Annotated in this window: 18 protein-coding genes; 6 read left to right on the top strand and 12 right to left on the bottom strand. The window is 60.9% G+C overall.

Translation table 11 applies throughout. The annotated features are described in order from the left end of the window. Window positions 1-23 precede the first annotated feature (23 nt). Window positions 24-533, bottom strand: a complete 510-nt coding sequence (locus tag AC1RO0_RS18140; protein ID WP_498594225.1) for a DinB family protein — start codon at window positions 531-533, stop codon at window positions 24-26. A gap of 228 nt (window positions 534-761) precedes the next feature. Here AC1RO0_RS18140 and ndk point away from each other — a divergent pair, with 228 nt between their 5' ends. Further along, complete coding sequence (gene ndk, locus AC1RO0_RS18135; RefSeq protein WP_498594224.1) at window positions 762-1,184, top strand: nucleoside-diphosphate kinase; 423 nt, start codon at window positions 762-764, stop codon at window positions 1,182-1,184. Between the two features lie 74 nt (window positions 1,185-1,258). Here the strand turns inward: ndk and AC1RO0_RS18130 are convergent, their stop codons facing one another. Then, window positions 1,259-1,768, bottom strand: coding sequence for a hypothetical protein (locus AC1RO0_RS18130; protein ID WP_498594223.1), 510 nt, complete (start codon window positions 1,766-1,768; stop codon window positions 1,259-1,261). Next, window positions 1,765-2,316, bottom strand: a complete 552-nt coding sequence (locus tag AC1RO0_RS18125) for a CGNR zinc finger domain-containing protein (protein WP_498594222.1) — start codon at window positions 2,314-2,316, stop codon at window positions 1,765-1,767. Before AC1RO0_RS18125 ends, AC1RO0_RS18130 begins: the two co-directional genes overlap by 4 nt. 63 nt (window positions 2,317-2,379) lie before the next feature. Between AC1RO0_RS18125 and AC1RO0_RS18120 the strand changes: the two genes are divergently transcribed. After that, window positions 2,380-3,276, top strand: coding sequence for a branched-chain amino acid ABC transporter permease (locus tag AC1RO0_RS18120; protein WP_498594221.1), 897 nt, complete (start codon window positions 2,380-2,382; stop codon window positions 3,274-3,276). 4 nt (window positions 3,277-3,280) lie between these two features. On the opposite strand, the gene AC1RO0_RS18115 is transcribed toward AC1RO0_RS18120, so the two are convergent. The 5 genes from AC1RO0_RS18115 to AC1RO0_RS18095 form a co-directional block, all read right to left on the bottom strand. After that, window positions 3,281-3,751 carry a molybdenum cofactor biosynthesis protein MoaE gene (locus AC1RO0_RS18115; RefSeq protein WP_498594220.1) on the bottom strand — a complete coding sequence of 157 codons (471 nt, stop codon included), beginning with the start codon at window positions 3,749-3,751 and terminating at the stop codon, window positions 3,281-3,283. 6 nt (window positions 3,752-3,757) lie between these two features. Next, window positions 3,758-4,012, bottom strand: a complete 255-nt coding sequence (moaD, locus tag AC1RO0_RS18110; RefSeq protein WP_498594219.1) for a molybdopterin converting factor subunit 1 — start codon at window positions 4,010-4,012, stop codon at window positions 3,758-3,760. Further along, the gene (pgsA, locus tag AC1RO0_RS18105) at window positions 4,012-4,599 is read right to left on the bottom strand and encodes a CDP-diacylglycerol--glycerol-3-phosphate 3-phosphatidyltransferase (protein WP_007702600.1); all 588 of its coding nucleotides are present in this window, start codon (window positions 4,597-4,599) and stop codon (window positions 4,012-4,014) included. Before pgsA ends, moaD begins: the two co-directional genes overlap by 1 nt. Window positions 4,600-4,812: 213 nt before the next feature. Next, a complete protein-coding gene (gene uvrC / locus AC1RO0_RS18100) occupies window positions 4,813-6,855 on the bottom strand; it encodes an excinuclease ABC subunit UvrC (RefSeq protein WP_498594218.1) in 2,043 nt (680 codons plus the stop codon). Then, window positions 6,852-7,619 carry an SDR family oxidoreductase gene (locus AC1RO0_RS18095; protein WP_498594217.1) on the bottom strand — a complete coding sequence of 256 codons (768 nt, stop codon included), beginning with the start codon at window positions 7,617-7,619 and terminating at the stop codon, window positions 6,852-6,854. Before AC1RO0_RS18095 ends, uvrC begins: the two co-directional genes overlap by 4 nt. Before the next feature lie 364 nt (window positions 7,620-7,983). Here AC1RO0_RS18095 and AC1RO0_RS18090 point away from each other — a divergent pair, with 364 nt between their 5' ends. Then, window positions 7,984-8,619, top strand: a complete 636-nt coding sequence (locus tag AC1RO0_RS18090) for an outer membrane protein (RefSeq protein WP_498594216.1) — start codon at window positions 7,984-7,986, stop codon at window positions 8,617-8,619. Between the two features lie 107 nt (window positions 8,620-8,726). Here the strand turns inward: AC1RO0_RS18090 and AC1RO0_RS18085 are convergent, their stop codons facing one another. Both AC1RO0_RS18085 and AC1RO0_RS18080 read right to left on the bottom strand, forming a co-directional pair. After that, the gene (locus tag AC1RO0_RS18085; RefSeq protein ID WP_498594215.1) at window positions 8,727-9,323 is read right to left on the bottom strand and encodes a glutathione S-transferase; all 597 of its coding nucleotides are present in this window, start codon (window positions 9,321-9,323) and stop codon (window positions 8,727-8,729) included. A gap of 30 nt (window positions 9,324-9,353) precedes the next feature. After that, window positions 9,354-10,205: a 23S rRNA (adenine(2030)-N(6))-methyltransferase RlmJ gene (locus AC1RO0_RS18080; protein WP_498594214.1), complete on the bottom strand. Its 852-nt coding sequence runs from the start codon at window positions 10,203-10,205 to the stop codon at window positions 9,354-9,356. Window positions 10,206-10,286: 81 nt separating this feature from the next. On the opposite strand from AC1RO0_RS18080, the gene AC1RO0_RS18075 reads away from it, so the two are divergent. From AC1RO0_RS18075 to AC1RO0_RS18065, 3 genes are all read left to right on the top strand, one after another. Further along, on the top strand, window positions 10,287-12,410 hold the full coding sequence (locus tag AC1RO0_RS18075) for a molybdopterin-containing oxidoreductase family protein (RefSeq protein ID WP_498594431.1): 2,124 nt from the start codon (window positions 10,287-10,289) through the stop codon (window positions 12,408-12,410). Beyond that, window positions 12,407-13,000, top strand: coding sequence for an NUDIX domain-containing protein (locus AC1RO0_RS18070; protein WP_498594213.1), 594 nt, complete (start codon window positions 12,407-12,409; stop codon window positions 12,998-13,000). The genes AC1RO0_RS18075 and AC1RO0_RS18070 overlap by 4 nt, the downstream gene beginning before the upstream one ends. A 150-nt stretch (window positions 13,001-13,150) precedes the next feature. Further along, window positions 13,151-14,320 (top strand): alpha-D-ribose 1-methylphosphonate 5-triphosphate diphosphatase, encoded by a 1,170-nt coding sequence (locus tag AC1RO0_RS18065; protein ID WP_498594212.1) that lies wholly within the window; start codon window positions 13,151-13,153, stop codon window positions 14,318-14,320. A 13-nt stretch (window positions 14,321-14,333) separates the two neighbouring features. Here the strand turns inward: AC1RO0_RS18065 and purN are convergent, their stop codons facing one another. Continuing rightward, a complete protein-coding gene (gene purN / locus AC1RO0_RS18060; RefSeq protein ID WP_498594211.1) occupies window positions 14,334-15,011 on the bottom strand; it encodes a phosphoribosylglycinamide formyltransferase in 678 nt (225 codons plus the stop codon). Beyond that, complete coding sequence (purM, locus tag AC1RO0_RS18055; protein WP_498594210.1) at window positions 15,008-16,081, bottom strand: phosphoribosylformylglycinamidine cyclo-ligase; 1,074 nt, start codon at window positions 16,079-16,081, stop codon at window positions 15,008-15,010. The genes purN and purM overlap by 4 nt, the downstream gene beginning before the upstream one ends. Between the last annotated feature and the right edge of the window lie 152 nt (window positions 16,082-16,233).

Here is a 16,233-nt window from a genome sequence, read left to right as displayed (position 1 = left end):
GGACCAATGGCTCGCCTTTGACTTTACATCCAGTGTCTTCCTTCACCGCGCAGGAAGTAGATCAGGTCGAGTTCCAGTGACGGTTTGCCCAAGGCTGTCAGCGTCATGTGACATTGGCCGCGGTGATGGGTCTGGTGGTTGAAGAACTGTGCGACCGCGGCTCTCAATGGATGGGTAATGGCGCCTGGCCGGGTGACCGGCGAATAGGTGATGTCTGCTGCAAGCTGGGCATCGTCGAGTGTCTCGACCCAATTGATGATGCGCTGATCCTCGGCCTCGCGTGCGGCACGGAGATCGGCGAGAGCGTCATGTGGAATGGCGCTCAGTATCGCTGCGGCCTCGCCTGTGCCGGTGAAACGGTGCATCCACATCCGGTCGGCTACCAGCAGATGGTTGAGCGTGTTGCGCAAGGAGCCGAAGAAGGCGCCGCGGTTTTCGTGAAATTCCGCATCGCTGAGCTGAGCGGCAGCATCGTATAGCAGGGTGTTGGCCCAGCGATTGTAGTGGGCGAACATTCCGAAGTGTCTGTGCATATTGGTTCTCCTCTGGGGGCTTTGCTGCAAGCCTAGAATAAAATTGAGCAAATGGGGCTGATGGCATCAATGAAATTTGACGATGGGATTGCTGTTCCTCAGTCGGCCGCGCCGCGAATCGCCTGTCCGGACTGTGACAGCGGCGTGAAATTGGTGCATGCCCCTTGTTTTCAGGCTGTGGGGCGGGTAAAGACCGCCCACTTTTCTCTGAATACAAGGAATTGACCCATGGCGATTGAACGCACTTTTTCGATGATCAAGCCGGACGCAACCAAGCGTAACCTGACCGGCGCCATCACCAAGATTTTTGAAGACAATGGCCTGCGCGTCATCGCTTCCAAGCGCGTCTGGATGAGCACGCGCGAAGCCGAAGGCTTCTACGCCGTTCACAAGGAACGTCCTTTCTTCGGCGAGCTCGTTGAAGGCATGACCTCTGGTCCGACCATCGTTCAGGTCCTGGAAGGCGAAGGCGCCATCCTGAAGAACCGCGAAATCATGGGCGCAACCAACCCGGCCAACGCTGCTGAAGGCACGATCCGCAAGATCCACGCCTTGTCGATCGGCGAAAATTCCGTTCACGGCTCCGACGCTCCGGAAACCGCTGCCGTCGAAATCGCCTACTGGTTCGCCGAAACCGAAATCGTTGGCTGAATCAACTTTTCAGACGAAGCGCTGAAAAGACTGAATTGATTGAGAAAAAGCCGGGGCCTTGCGCCCCGGCTTTTTTATGCCGGGCAGGCGCTATCGTGCCCGTAGTCGACGCTGCCATCGGCTTTGAAGACCTCCGGATTTTCCGTGTAGACCGGGCCGACGACAAGCGGCTTCGTCGGCAGCACGGTCTGGTCGAGATCGGATTTCACCTCGGTCTTGATGGTCTGGATCGTTTTGTCACTGGCATCGACCAGCTTGATCGAGACGGAATAGGGACGGTCCTTGCGCACGCAGCGCAGGTCCGGGCTCTCGAGTGTGATCTTGTCCCAGAACGCAAAGATCTTCTGCCGCACCACCAGGGGATCACCGCCCGCCGGATTTTCGAATTCCGCGATGGCCGTCGTACCCTCCGGGATCGGTGCGATCTTCTTCAGGGTGATCATGTAGCTCGCGGTCGCGACGCGATAGTTGAAGACGAAGAGCCGGCCGCTGAGTTCGGTCGGCCCGCTTTCCGCTTCTCGCTGGCAGCCGACAAGGGTTAGCCCGGCAATTGCCGCCATCAAAACGATCATCCCGGTCTTCATGGCGTGCTCTCCTCCCTTTTGCGGCGATAATGCCGGCTCGCCTTGGCGCGGTTGCCGCAGACCGCCATGTCGCACCAGGCCCGGCTTTTGTTCTTGCTGCGGTCGATGAACAGCCAGCCGCAATTGCGGCAGATCTTCATGCGCTCGGGATCGGGCATTGCGATCAGCCGCAGGGTGGAGTGCACCGTCGCGGCGTCGAGCCCATCAGGAGAGGCGGCCTGTCTCAGCACCCTCGACAGCGCCTCCAGCAGATCGGCGAGCTGCGCATTGGCACCGCGATCGAGAACACGGGCGCGAAAATAGCGGTCGATCGCCTCGCGAAGCGCGATGAAGTCAGGTCTGTTCTCCGGTTGCACCGGCAAGATGTCGCCGAACAGCACCCGTTCGGCGCAGAAATTCGCCGCCGCCTTCGGAAAACTCTCCATCTGCCCCGGCGCCTCGAAACGGTCGGTTCGCCGCTCGCCGTCATGGCGCAGAATGACGCTGTTGGCGACATCCAGCGCCAGCGCGCCACCGGAAAAACGATGCGGAGTCCAGGAAAAGCTCATGCCGAAATTATAACTGGTAAAATCAGTTTTACCAGTTACTATTTGCTGATCGTCGGAGGATGAATGGCCTATCTCCTACAGCAATTGGCAAATGCCGTTCCGCTCGCCGCGCTCTATGCGGCGCTGGCCTTCGGCTATGCCATCGCTTTTGGGGTAATGAAGCGGGCCGATATCACCTATGGCGCGCTCTTCGCTTTTGCCGGCCAGATGCTGGTCCTGTTTACCGACGTCGGCTATACGAGGCTCATCCTGATCCTGCCAGCGGCTCTTGCTTTCGGCGCCGCCATCGCGGCATTCTATACCTTGGGAACAAGCCTTCTCGTCGGCCGCGCGATCATGCTGCCGCTATCGCGCAAGTCGCCGAATACGGTGATCGTCGCAGCTCTCGGCATGATGATCATCCTGATGGAGACGGCGCGGCTCGCCTCCAATACGCGCGGCATCTGGCTGCCGCCTTTCCTCAACGATATGATCGTGTTCTGGGACAGCGGTGATTTCCGCGTCACGCTCACCAAGATCCAGCTCATCAATTCGGCGCTGATGGTCCTGATAATCCTCGGCGGAGCCTATGTGCTCAGATATACCGGATGGGGCCGCATCTGGCGGGCGGTGACGGATGATGCGCTGGCCGCCGAGCTTTGCGGCACAAGCGCCAATCGGGTCTTTCTTCTGGCCTATGTCGCCTCCGCCCTGGTCGCAACCGTCTGCGGCCTGTTGGCGACCTCCTACTACGGCACGATGGATTTCGGCGCCGGGCTGATGTTCGGGCTGAAGGTGCTCTTGATCGCCGCCGTCGGCGGCTATTCCGATCCGCTGAAATCGGCGGGTGGGGCTGCACTGCTCGGCCTGTTCGAGACCCTATGGGGTGCCTATGGCCCATTCCTGTGGCGTGATTTCGTGATCTTCTCGCTGCTCGTCCTGCTGCTGGTGTTGAGCCGGCGCGAGCGCGTGGTTCCCTGAAAGCCTATTTGTCGCCGGCCCATTTGTTTCGCGCGGTATCGTCGGCATCCTTGGCCGAAACCCAGTCGCCTTCCGTGTCGTCCTTGGCGTGTTCCTTCTTCCAGAAGGGTGCGGAGGTTTTCAGGAAATCCATGACGAAATTGGCGCCGTCGAAGGCGGCTTGCCGATGCGAGGCGGCGGCGATGACGAGGACGATGTTTTCGCCGGGGGCGATCTTGCCGTAACGGTGAATGGCGGTCAGGCCGCGCAGGTTAAATCGCTCGATGGCGAGTGTCGCGATGCGGGTGATCTCCGCTTCCGCCATGCCGGGATAGTGTTCGAGCTCCAGTGCGGCGAGGCTGCCGCCTTCATCGCGGCAGAGGCCGGAAAAGGTGACGACGGCGCCGATATCATGCCGTCCGTTTGTCAGGCGATCGATCTCGGTCTGGAGATCGAAATCCTCACGCTGGACTTTGACGCGCGGCTCGGCAGTCATAATATTTCACCCACCCGTCATCGGCGGAAATATGCCGATTTCGCGGGCGCCGGCGATCGGTTCGTCGTGATCGGCATGTTCCATATTGATGGCGACGCGGATCGCCTCGGGAAACTGAAGCGCCGTTTCGTATTCCTCGCCCAAGGTCTTCAAATGGTTGAGGAGATCGCCGACGGTGACCACGTCAGAAGGGAGGGAAATCTCTTCCTCTCCCTTGCCGATCCGCTCCCGCACCCAGGCGAAATAAACGAGCTTCGTCATCACTCTTCGTCCACGATATGCTTCAGGCCGGCACGGAAATAATCGTAGCCGGTATAGATCGTCAGGAGCGCCGCGATCCAGAGCAGGACGATGCCGAGCTCCGTCGTATAGGGTAGCACCTTGTCGCCGGCCGGCCCAGCCAGCAGGAAGGCGATGGCGACGAGCTGCGCGGTCGTCTTCCATTTGGCGATGCGCGTCACCGGCACGCTGACCTTCAGCGCCGCCAGATATTCGCGCAGGCCCGAGACGAGTATCTCACGGCAGAGAATGATGATCGCCGCCCAGAGCGACCAGCCAGCGATGGTGCCGTCGGCGGCCACCAGCAGCAGGATCGAGGCGACCAGCAGCTTGTCGGCGATCGGGTCGAGCATGCGGCCGATATTCGAGGTCTGATTCCAGATGCGTGCCAGATAGCCGTCGAGGAAATCGGTGAGCGAGGCGATGATGAAGATCCAGAGCGCTACCCATCGAGCGAAATCGGATCCTTCCAGCCTGCCTTCGACGAAGAAGCACAGGACGATCAGCGGTACGCAAAGGATGCGGCCATAGGTGAGCAGATTGGGAATGCTGTATGCGCGCGAAGCCATGGGATTCGTTTCGTTTCGGTTGTTTTACCGGACCTAGATGGACTTGTCCTTGAGGACGCCATCTCGTTCCAGTCATTTGATTTAGCATGATCTTGCCCAAAAACCGCTCGGCACTTTTTGAGACCATGTCCTAGATGATGGTTTGAGAACCTTACCGTCAACATTGTTTCTGTTTTTTCGTCACTATTCCGTGGAATTTGCGACGGGCTGTTCCTATTTCGCGGCGTCCTCGTGAAAATGGTTGTAGACCTGCGTTGCCACGGCTTCCGATATGCCTTCGACCGCCATCAGATCGGAGAGCGCGGCGCGCGACACGGCCTTGGCCGTGCCGAAGTGTTGCAGCAGCGCCCGCTTGCGCGAGGGGCCGATGCCGCCGATTTCGTCCAGCGGGTTCTTCACCATCTCCTTTTTGCGCCGCGCCCGGTGCGACCCGATCGCGAAACGGTGCGCCTCGTCGCGCATGCGCTGGATGAAGTAGAGCACGGGATCGCGCGGCGGCAACGTAAAGCTCTCGCGGGAAGCGGCAAAGAAGCGCTCGCGGCCGGCATCGCGGTCGACACCCTTGGCAACGCCGATGGCGATGACGCTGTCAGTGATTCCCAGCTCTTCGAGAATGGCGCGCACGGCCGTCATCTGCCCCTGACCACCGTCGATGAGGATGACGTCCGGCCATGCGGGGAAGGGCTGATCGGCTGCATCTACGACGGCAGCCTCCGCCGCGCCGCTGCGATCCGGTATGCCCTCTTCCTTTAATAGACGGGAGAAGCGCCTTGTCATGACTTCGCGCATCATGCCGAAGTCGTCACCGGGCGTGATGTCGGTCGATTTGATGTTGAACTTGCGGTACTGGCCTTTGACGAAGCCTTCCGGCCCGGCCACCACCATGCCGCCGACCGCATTCGTGCCCATGATGTGCGAGTTGTCGTAGATCTCGATGCGCTGCGGCACGTAGGGGAGCTGGAAGGTCTCCTTGAAGCCCTCGAGCAGCCGCGATTGCGAGGCCGTCTCTGCAAGCTTGCGGCCATGCGCCTCGCGGGCGTTGGCAACGACATGATCGACCAGATCGCGCTTCTCGCCGCGCTGCGGCACCAGGATCGAGACCTTGTGGCCTGTCTTTTCGCTGAGCGCGGCCGCCAGCAGCTCGATCTCCTCCACCGTTTCCGACAGCAGGATCTGCTTCGGCACCGGCTTGTCGTCGTAGAACTGCGCCAGGAAGGAGTTCAGCACCTCGGCGCCTGAAAGCGATGGGTCGGCCTTCGGGAAATAGGCGCGGTTGCCCCAGTTCTGGCCGGTGCGGAAGAAGAACACCTGAATACAGGAGATACCGCCCTCGTGGTGGATGGCGAAGACATCGGCTTCTTCGACGCCGGCGGGGTTGATGCCCTGATGGCTCTGCACATGCGACAGCGAGGCCAGCCGGTCACGAAAGACGGCGGCGCGCTCGAAATCGAGATCCTCGGCGGCGGCGTTCATCGCCTCGGCCATATGCGCCTTGACGTTCTGGCTCTTGCCGGACAGGAAATCCTTCGCCTCCTGCACCAGCTCGGCATACCCTGCATCGCTGATCTCATGCGTGCAGGGGCCGGAACAGCGCTTGATCTGGTAGAGTAGACAGGGCCGGGTGCGGGTTTCGAAGACGCTGTCGGCGCAGGTGCGGATCAGGAAGGCACGTTGCAGCGAATTGATGGTGCGGCCGACGGCGCCGGCCGAGGCGAAGGGACCGAAATACTCGCCCTTGCGGGCGCGGGCGCCGCGATGCTTGAAGATTGCCGGCGCCCGGTGATTGCCGGTGATGAGAATATAGGGAAAGGACTTGTCGTCCCGCAGCAACACATTGAAGCGTGGCCGCAAGCGCTTGATCAGATTCGCTTCCAGCAGCAGCGCTTCCGTCTCTGTGCGGGTGGTGACGAACTCCATGTTCGCGGTTTCGCGCACCATGCGGGCGATGCGGTTGGAATGCACCCGGCCCATCGCATAGTTTGCGACACGCTTCTTCAGACTGCGTGCCTTGCCAACATAGAGCACATCGCCGGCTTCGTTGAACATGCGGTAGACGCCGGGATTGTTCGGCAGCCGCTTGACGAATTCAGCGATCAACTCGGCGCCGCGAAGGCCGGTCTCGTTCTTGCCGCCTTCGTTCCAGTCGACGGGCGCGACAGGGGAGGCGCCAGCATCGCCCTCTACCTCGATGTCGTCTTCGATGTCTTCTGATTCGTCATAGAGAATGCCGCCGTCGGGCAGCTTTCGTCCGTTCATTCCATGCTCTCCGAAACATCAGGCGTTTCCCAGGCAAGGTGCTGGCCGCCGTCGAGCGCTATCATTTGGCCCGTGATCGAGGGCGTGTCAAAAAGAAAGCGGACGGTGCGGCCGAATTCCCCAAGTCCGGGCGCGGCCTTCAATATGAGACCGTCGATTTGCGCCTGAAAGTCCTCTTCCGTCTGCCGGACGCTGCGCACTGTCGGCCCCGGGCCGATGGCGTTGACGCGGATGCGTGGCGCAAAGCTCTGTGCCATCGTCTGGGTCGCCGTCCAAAGCGCGGCCTTCGACAGCGTATAGGAATAGAAGCGCGGGTTGAGCGCCCAGACGCGCTGGTCGACAATGTTGACGATCAGCCCGGGAACGCCGTCCGGAAGCTGGCGCGTGAAATCGGCTGCCAGGATCGAGGGCGCGCGGACATGCACGGCAAAATGCGCGTCAAAGGCTTCGGCATCGAATCGGTCGGCGGAGTCGCCTTGGAAAACAGAGGCGTTGTTGACCAGCAAATCCAGCGGTCCAAGCTCCGAAACGACCCTTTCGATCAGCATCGAGGTCTCTGTCGAATTTTGCAGGTCGGCCTTGATCGCAATTGCCTTTTTGCCCTGTTGCCGCAATTCCGCCACGATCTCGGCCGCCTCGGCGAACGATCGGTTGGCGTGCAGCGCCACCGCAAAGCCGTTGGCCGACAAATCCTCGGCCATTGCTCGGCCTATTCTTTTTGATGCACCCGTTATCAGCGCGGTGTGTAGTTTTTCCTGGCTCAAGATGCTGCCTTTTCCTCGCCGTTACCCAACAGAAGCTCATATAGGGCGTCGATACACCATATGAAATGGTGCTTATGCAACACAAGCGACGACGATGACCGGTGTAAATCTTTAGATATATTTGGAGTAAAATAAGTATACGCGCTTTAACCACTCGTTATGGTTAACAATTCGTCTGTTGCGCTGAAGCAACATCGAAATTCAGCCACGCGTGTGCCACAATGATATCATAATTTAGCTCTTCGATTTCCTCATTTGCATTCCAATTTCAGTGTCGATCCGGGAGGGGACATTTAGTAATTGCTCGTGGTGCTCCGAAGTCGACAACAGTAGACCAAGAACACGAGCCTGAAAGGAGAAAAGTATGCGTACTCTTATCAAGACCCTCATGGTCTCCGCCTTTGCTATTGGCGGCTTCAATGCAGCTCATGCCGCAGACGCCGTAGAGCAGATTCCGCAGCCGCCTGTTGCACAGGACGCCGCTCCGGCCATCAACAACTGGTCCGGTTTTTACATCGGTGGTGCAGGTGACTGGCAGAAGGGTGAATTCCACAAGCGCACTGGCAACGGCTACGGCTTCGGCGGCCAGGCGTTCACCGGTTACAACTGGCAGCAGGGCCAGATCGTATACGGCGTTGAAGCTGACCTCGGCTACTCCGGTTTGGACGCGAGCCGCAACGGCCTGACTGCCAAGAACGGCGTCAACGGCTCGGTTCGCGGTCGTCTCGGCTACGACTTCAACCCGTTCATGCTGTACGGCACGGCCGGTCTGGCTGTCGGCCAGAACAAGCTTTCCGACGACACCTCGTCTGACAGCAAGACCGCTGTCGGCTACACGGTTGGTGCCGGTGCTGAAACCTTCCTGACCAACAACGTAACGGCTCGTATCGAATATCGTTACACCGACTACGGCAAGGAAAAGTTCAACCTCGACTCTGGCAACTTCTCTCGCGGTTACGACGAGCAGAGCGTCAAGGTCGGTATCGGCGTGAAGTTCTAATCATCTGACAGCAATGTCTGACGAAGAAGCCGGGGTTTTGCCCCGGCTTTTTTCGTTTCAGTATGCTGGTGGATCCGCGCATTCGTCATGCGGGAGCTTGACGACAATCAGCCCTGCGGCTTCATCGACTGATAGTCGGGGAAATGCTTTTCGAACTTGCGTGCCCAGCCGATCAGGTCAGCGTGGTCCGCTTCCCATTCTCCTTCGAACCGCAATTGCAGGTAGCCAAGCAGGGAAGCCAGCGCAAAGTGCCCGCCATGCAGCTTCTTGCCGATCTTCGGCGGCTCGGCATTGAGATGGGTGAGGGCGCGGCCGACCTTCGTCCACTGGCGGTCGATCCAGGGCTGATGCTGCTTGTCCGGATCGCGCAGGCGGCGTTCGTAGACGATCGATAGCAGGCATTCGTTGGTGCCGTCGCAAAGCGCTTCCAGCACTTCGGCTTCAGTACGCTTGCTGTCTTTCGCGGGATAGAGCTTCTTGCCTTTCCGCCGATGGAAATATTGCATGATGGAGCGGCTGTCGAAGATCGCTTCGCCGTCATCCGTCAATAGCGTCGGGATCTTGCCGAGCGGATTGTTGTCGACCAGCACGTTAGGTCCGGCATTGGTGTCGACGCGGATTTCGTTGATCTCGATGCCGAGATGCCGGGCGGCCATCCGCACCTTGCTGGAAAAAGGGGAGGTGGACGAGCAGAGCAGCTTCATGGATTCACCTTGTCATGTACGGAATGAAATTCAGTGCTCGCCGCGCAGCCAGAAGGCCCGTTGCGAGGCAAAACGGTCCTGCGCCAGCATATCTTTCAGCGCCGGCAGCAGCGCGTGCAGCTCGTCTTTCAGCGTGAAGGGTGGGTTGACGATGATGAGACCGGAGCCGGTCAGCCCGGTGAAGCCGCGGTCGCTTTTGACCGTCAGTTCAGCGCAGAGCATCTTGGGGATCTCCAATGCCTGCAGCGCCTCGTGGAAGGCCTTGATCGGCGCATCTTTCTTGATCGGATACCAAAGGCAATAGGTGCCGCCGGGAAAGCGGCGCCAGGCTTTGGCAAGGCCATCCGCCAGCCGCTCATATTCGCCGTCTTCCTCGAAGGGCGGATCGACCAGCACAATGCCGCGCTTCTCCTTCGGCGGCAGATGCGCGCCGAGCGCCAGCCAGCCGTCGAGCTCGGTGATGCGGGCATGGTGGTCGCCCTCGAACAGCCGGTGCAGCCGCTGGAAGTCCTCGGGGTGCAGTTCCATGGCCGACAACCGGTCCTGCGGGCGGAACAGCATGCGGGCAAGCTTCGGCGAGCCGGGATAGAATTGCAGGCCGCCATCGGGATTGAGCTCGCGAACGGCGGTCAGATAGGGCTCCAGCAGATCGGCGAGCTGCGGCACGAGTTCGGCGTCGAGAAGCCGGCCGATACCGTCCTGCCATTCGCCGGTCTTCTGCGCCTCTTCCGAGGAGAGGTCGTAGAGTCCGATGCCGGCATGGGTGTCCAGAACGCGGAACGCCTTGTCCTTGTTCTGCATGTAGCGGACGAGCCGGGCGAGCACCGCGTGCTTGAGCACATCGGCGAAATTGCCTGCGTGGTAGATATGCCGATAGTTCATTTTCGGTGAAGTCCGTATGATTTGTTGCGATGGGCGAGATTATGCCTTTTGGCCGGACATGGCTTGAAATATACAAATACGATGAACATTGCGACCCCCATTCCAGCCAAATCCAAGATAGGTCACACGGCCTGTCCGCACGACTGTCCCTCCACCTGTGCGCTGGAGATCGATCTGACCGAGGATGGCAAGGTCGGTCGCGTGCGCGGCGCGAGGGACCATTCCTATACGTCGGGCGTCATTTGCGCCAAGGTCGCCCGCTATGCCGAGCGGCTTTATCATCCCGACCGGCTGATGAAGCCGCTGCGCCGCGCTGGCGCTAAGGGCGACGGACGCTGGCAGGAGCTCTCTTGGGACGACGCGCTGGACGAGATCGCCAATGCCTTCGTCAAGGCCGAGGCGAGGGACGGCAGCGAGGCGGTCTGGCCGTATTACTATGCCGGCACCATGGGCCTGGTGCAGCGCGACAGCATCAATCGCCTGCGGCATGCCAAGCGCTATTCCGGCTTCTTCTCCTCGATCTGCACCAATCCCGCCTGGACCGGCTTTACCATGGCGACCGGCACGCTGCGTGGCCCGGACCCACATGAAATGGGCCGTACTGATTGTGTGGTGATCTGGGGCACCAACGCGGTTGCGACCCAGGTCAACGTGATGACCCATGCGGTGAAGTCGCGCAAGGAGCGCGGCGCCAAGATCGTCGTCATCGATATCTACGACAATCCGACGATGAAGCAGGCCGATCTGGCGCTGATCGTCAGGCCGGGCACGGATGCGGCACTCGCCTGCGCCGTCATGCACGTCGCCTTCCGCGACGGCTATGCCGACCGCGCCTATATGGCCAAGTATGCTGACGATCCCGCCGGTCTGGAAGCGCATTTGCAGACCAAGACACCGGAATGGGCGGCAGCGATCACCGGCCTGTCCGTAGATGAGATCGAGACCTTCGCCAAACTCGTCGGCACGACGAAGAAATCCTATTTCCGTCTCGGCTACGGCTTCACCCGCCAGCGCAACGGCGCCGTCGCCATGCATGCGGCGGCCTCGATCGCTACGGTGCTCGGCTCCTGGCAGTATGAGGGCGGCGGTGCCTTTCATTCCAACAGCGATATTTTTCGCATGGACAGCAGCGAACTGACTGGCCGGTCGATGCTGGATCAGGATATCCGCATGATCGACCAGTCGCAGATTGGCCGCGCGCTCACTGGCGATGCCGTGGCGCTGCGCCATCGCGGGCCGGTGACGGCGATGCTGATCCAGAACACCAATCCGGTGAACATCGCGCCGGAACAGCGGCTGGTGAAGCGCGGCTTTGCCCGCAACGACCTCTTCGTCGCCGTGCACGAACAATTCATGACCGATACCGCCGAAATGGCCGATATCGTCATCCCCGCCACCATGTTCGTCGAGCATGACGATATCTATCGCGCCGGTGGCCAGAACCACATCCTGCTCGGCCCCAAGCTGGTCGAGCCGCCTTCGGCGGTGCGCAGCAATCTCTTCGTTATCGAGGAACTGGCCAAGCGCCTCGGCGTCGCCAATTGTCCCGGTTTCGGCTTTTCCGCGCGCGAGATGGTCGACCGTCTCCTGTCGGATAGCGGCCTGCCGGATTACGATTACTTCCTCGAGCATAAATGGTTTGACCGTCAGCCGGCTTTCGAGGAGGCGCACTTCCTCAACGGCTTCGCCCATCCCGACGGCAAGTTCCGTTTCCGTCCGGACTGGGTCAACCAGCCCGCTCCGAACCGCCCGCCGGAAGCTGTCGGCTTGCTCGGTCCGCACATTGAACTGCCGGAGTTTCCGGATCAAGTCGATGTCATCGAAGTTGCCGATCCGGACCATCCCTTCCGGCTTGCGACTTCGCCGGCGCGCAATTTCCTGAATTCGAGCTTCGCGGAAACCAAGACCTCACGCCTAAAGGAGGGCCGCCCAGAGGTGATGATCAATCCAGCGGACGCCGCAGCGCTTGACGTCATCGATGGCGATCTCATCCAGATCGGCAATATCAGGGGCGACATCCGCCTCCATGCGCGCATCACGACGGAAGTGAAGCCCGGTGTATTGATCGCCGAGGGGCTGTGGCCGAACAAGGCGCATGTCGATGGCGAGGGCATCAATGTGCTCACCGGCGCTGATCCCGTCGCTCCCTATGGCGGCGCGGCCGTTCACGACAACAAGGTCTGGCTGCGCAAGGATGCGAGATGACGAAGTTCGAAAAGGCGAAGGTCGAGATCGTCAACGAGAAGACGCTCTCGGATCAATGGACGCGGCTTAGCAACTACGACATCGACTATACGGATTCCAGCGGTGAGACGCACAGGCTGAAGCGCGAGATCTATCATCGCACACCGGCCGCCTGCATTCTGCTCTACGATCCCAAGCGCGAGACGGTCATCCTCGTGCGGCAGTTCCGCCTGCCGGCCTATCTCACCGGTTTTCCCGCCTGGATGATCGAAGTGCCGGCCGGCTTGCTCGATGGCGATCATCCGGAAGAGGCGATCCGCCGCGAGGCGATGGAGGAAACCGGCTTCCGCGTCCGCGATATCAGGTTTCTTTTCAAGACATTCACCTCGCCGGGCGCGGTCACCGAAATCATCCATTTCTTCGCCGCCGTCATCGACACCACGGACCGTATCGCTGACGGCGGCGGGCTTGCTGAGGAACACGAGGACATCGAGGTGCTCGAAGTCCGGCTGACCGATGCGGTGGCGATGATCGAGGCCGGCGAGATCTACGACGCCAAGACGGTCATGTTGCTGCAATGGGCCGCCTTGAACAGGGCGAGCTTGGGATAGGTCGTTTGGAAGCGTGCAAGCACTGTCAAAATCAGTGCTGCGATCTTCATCACGGTGTCACGAATCGCGCCTATCGGGAGGCATTCGCCGGATAGGTCCGGACTATTGTCATGTGTTTGAAACAATTGACGCTATTCTAGGAGAAAGCCGATGTGGCTCAGCAATTTCACGCTCGTTCTTCCCAATGAGGTCGTCGATCAGGGTTCCGTTCGCATCGAGGACGGCGTGATCGCCGAAATCCGCGCCGAGCCAGTGGCGAACGCGACCTTTAACGGCGGTGGACGGTTGCTGATGCCGGGCTTTGTCGATTTGCACGGCGATATGATCGAGCGCGAGATCGCGCCGCGCCCGAATGCGACCATGCCGATCGATTTCGGCATCCACGAACTCGACAAGAAGCTTGCCGCAGCCGGCGTCACCACCGCTTACGCAGCCGTCTCCTTCGCCACGGAAAGCGTCTACGGTCATGTGCGCTCGCTGGAGACCACTTCGGCAGTCATCAAGGGCATCAGCAGCCTACGCGATCACCTGCTGATCGACCATCGCGTCCACGCTCGCTACGAGATCACCAATGTCGGCGCCGCACCGACGCTGGAGCGGCTGCTGGAGGATGGCGTCGTCGATATGGTGTCGTTGACCGACCACACGCCGGGGCAGGGGCAATACAATAATATCGAGGCCTATGTGCTCAGCATGTCCGAGCGCCGCTCGATGTCACGGGAAGCGGCGGAAGAGATGGTGGCCCGGCGTATCGCCATGCGGCAGGACCCGGATATCGAGCGCAAGCTGCACGACATCGTCGGCCTCTCCTTGAAGCATAAGCTGTCGCTGGCGTCGCATGATGACGATAGCGCAGAGAAGGTGGCCGAGATGCATGATCTTGGCGTGACGATCAGCGAATTCCCGGTGACGCTGCCGGCTACCGAAGAGGCGCATCGTCGTGGCCTCTGGACGCTGATGGGCGCCCCGAACGCGCTGCGGGGTCAGTCCATGTCAGGCAATCTGAGCGCTCTCGATGCGGCGAAAGCGGGCCTGCTCGGCATCATCGCCGCCGACTATCATCCGGCTGCCTTCGTGCCGGCGATCTTCAAGATTGCCGAAGTTGCCAGTGGTGGCCTGCCTGCGGCGGTCGCCATGGCGACGGCAAATGCTGCGCGCTCTGCCGGCTTGACGGACCGCGGCGCGATCGCTGTCGGACAGAAGGCAGATCTGGTGGCTGTCGAGCACGGTGCGGTTCACCGCATCCGCGCGACCTTCCGCAACGGCCGCGTCGTCTATAGTGATGGCACGCTGCATCCGCTGATGGCGATGGCTGCCTGAGGGGGAAGTTCGACTAGATCCGGCTGACGTCGCCAAGCAGGGACAGGATCTGCTGTCCGGCGACAGCCGGTGTCTTTGCCGTGGCAATGGCCTTGCCGCCTTCCATCCGTACCTTGCCTTCCGCCAGCAGTCGCAGCGACTGCGGATAGAGCTGATGCTCGATCGTCAGCACGCGGGCGGCCAGAGCATCGGCGGTATCGTCGGTGAGCACCGGCACGGCGGCCTGGCCGATCACCGGACCTTCGTCCATGCCTTCGGTCACGAAATGCACGGTGCAGCCAGCGATCCGCTGGCCGGCGTCGATGGCGCGCTGATGTGTATGTAGGCCGGGGAAAAGCGGCAGCAGCGATGGGTGAATATTGATGATCCGGCCTTCGTAGCTCTGGATGAAGCGGCCGGTGAGCAGACGCATATAGCCGGCAAGGCAGATGATGTCGGGCGACAGTGCCTCGAGCTGCGCGAGGATGGCCTCCTCATGCGCGTCCTTGCTGGCGAAATCCTTGCGCACGAAGGCGAAGGTGGCGATGCCCTCGGCGGCGGCCTTCGCCAGTCCGCCGGCATCCGCCTTGTCGGAAATCACGCCGACGATCTCGGCCGGGTAGTCCGAAGCCGCAGCCGCCTTGACCAGCGCCATCATGTTGGAGCCGCTGCCCGAAATGAAGACGACGACGCGTTTGCGGGCCGAACTCATATTGCCAGCGTACCCTTGTAGACCGTGCCGGCAGCGCCTTCGTCGCGGGCGATCATGCGGCCGAGTGTGACGATGGATTCGCCTTCGGCCTCAAGGGCGGCCTTGACGGTGTCGACATTCTCAGCGGAGACAACTGCGATCATGCCGATGCCGCAATTGAAGGTGCGCAGCATTTCCTTGGCCTCGACGCCGCCGGTCTTGGCGAGCCACGAGAATACCGGCGGCACCTCGACGGCGGCCAGATCGATCTCGGCGGCCAGATGCTTCGGCAGCACGCGCGGAATGTTTTCCGGGAAACCACCGCCGGTGATGTGGGCGAGTGCCTTGATGGCATGGGTCTCGCGGATCGTCTTCAGGAGCGGCTTCACATAGATACGCGTCGGCGTCAGCAGGGCTTCGCCCAGCGCCTTGCCTTCTGCGAAGGGAGCGGGTGCATCCCAGGCGAGGCCGGAGAGATCGACGATCTTGCGCACCAGCGAGAAGCCGTTGGAATGAACGCCGGAGGAGGCGAGGCCGAGAATGACGTCGCCCTCGGCGATATCGCCGGAGGGCAGAAGCTGGCCGCGCTCGGCCGCACCCACGGCAAAACCGGCCAGATCGTAGTCGCCATCGGAATACATGCCGGGCATTTCCGCCGTCTCGCCGCCGATCAATGCGCAGCCCGCCTCGCGGCAGCCGGCTGCAATACCGCCGACGATCGCCGCACCCTGGTCGGGGTCGAGCTTGCCGGTGGCGAAGTAGTCGAGGAAGAACAGCGGCTCGGCGCCCTGGACGACGAGGTCGTTGACGCACATGGCGACGAGGTCGATACCGACAGTGTCGTGATAATCGGCGTCGATGGCGATCTTCAGCTTCGTGCCAACGCCGTCATTGGCGGCAACCAGCACCGGATCGGTGAAGCCCGCGGCCTTCAGATCGAAGAGACCGCCGAAGCCGCCGATTTCGCCGTCGGCGCCAGGACGGCGCGTCGAACGCACGGCGGGCTTGATCTTTTCGACCAGCAGGTTGCCGGCATCGATATCGACGCCCGCGTCGCTATAGGTCAGACCGTTTTTTCCAGACTGGCTCATGCTTACGCCTCCGATGGCCGCCCTTCAATCGCGACAGGGCCTTGATCGGGTCGCCATTGCATGACGTGGGCCTTTATGCAAGGCGCTAACATAGGGAAAGCCTCGATTTTCCCCGCTTCACAGTGCTTGAAGGCCGATTTCCGGCCGCAGGC

It is taken from the genome of Rhizobium sp. GW821-FHT14E12 (assembly GCF_058803745.1).
This window is presented reverse-complemented; position numbering and strand designations above follow the sequence as displayed.

What these genes read in the sequence shown, in the direction of transcription:
- AC1RO0_RS18140 (WP_498594225.1), bottom strand. Translation starts at nt 533, where the DNA reads ATGCACAGACACTTCGGAATGTTCGCCCACTACAATCGCTGGGCCAAC.
- ndk (WP_498594224.1), top strand. Translation starts at nt 762, where the DNA reads ATGGCGATTGAACGCACTTTTTCGATGATCAAGCCGGACGCAACCAAG.
- AC1RO0_RS18130 (WP_498594223.1), bottom strand. Translation starts at nt 1,768, where the DNA reads ATGAAGACCGGGATGATCGTTTTGATGGCGGCAATTGCCGGGCTAACC.
- AC1RO0_RS18125 (WP_498594222.1), bottom strand. Translation starts at nt 2,316, where the DNA reads ATGAGCTTTTCCTGGACTCCGCATCGTTTTTCCGGTGGCGCGCTGGCG.
- AC1RO0_RS18120 (WP_498594221.1), top strand. Translation starts at nt 2,380, where the DNA reads ATGGCCTATCTCCTACAGCAATTGGCAAATGCCGTTCCGCTCGCCGCG.
- AC1RO0_RS18115 (WP_498594220.1), bottom strand. Translation starts at nt 3,751, where the DNA reads ATGACTGCCGAGCCGCGCGTCAAAGTCCAGCGTGAGGATTTCGATCTC.
- moaD (WP_498594219.1), bottom strand. Translation starts at nt 4,012, where the DNA reads ATGACGAAGCTCGTTTATTTCGCCTGGGTGCGGGAGCGGATCGGCAAG.
- pgsA (WP_007702600.1), bottom strand. Translation starts at nt 4,599, where the DNA reads ATGGCTTCGCGCGCATACAGCATTCCCAATCTGCTCACCTATGGCCGC.
- uvrC (WP_498594218.1), bottom strand. Translation starts at nt 6,855, where the DNA reads ATGAACGGACGAAAGCTGCCCGACGGCGGCATTCTCTATGACGAATCA.
- AC1RO0_RS18090 (WP_498594216.1), top strand. Translation starts at nt 7,984, where the DNA reads ATGCGTACTCTTATCAAGACCCTCATGGTCTCCGCCTTTGCTATTGGC.
- AC1RO0_RS18085 (WP_498594215.1), bottom strand. Translation starts at nt 9,323, where the DNA reads ATGAAGCTGCTCTGCTCGTCCACCTCCCCTTTTTCCAGCAAGGTGCGG.
- AC1RO0_RS18080 (WP_498594214.1), bottom strand. Translation starts at nt 10,205, where the DNA reads ATGAACTATCGGCATATCTACCACGCAGGCAATTTCGCCGATGTGCTC.
- AC1RO0_RS18075 (WP_498594431.1), top strand. Translation starts at nt 10,287, where the DNA reads ATGAACATTGCGACCCCCATTCCAGCCAAATCCAAGATAGGTCACACG.
- AC1RO0_RS18070 (WP_498594213.1), top strand. Translation starts at nt 12,407, where the DNA reads ATGACGAAGTTCGAAAAGGCGAAGGTCGAGATCGTCAACGAGAAGACG.
- AC1RO0_RS18065 (WP_498594212.1), top strand. Translation starts at nt 13,151, where the DNA reads ATGTGGCTCAGCAATTTCACGCTCGTTCTTCCCAATGAGGTCGTCGAT.
- purN (WP_498594211.1), bottom strand. Translation starts at nt 15,011, where the DNA reads ATGAGTTCGGCCCGCAAACGCGTCGTCGTCTTCATTTCGGGCAGCGGC.
- purM (WP_498594210.1), bottom strand. Translation starts at nt 16,081, where the DNA reads ATGAGCCAGTCTGGAAAAAACGGTCTGACCTATAGCGACGCGGGCGTC.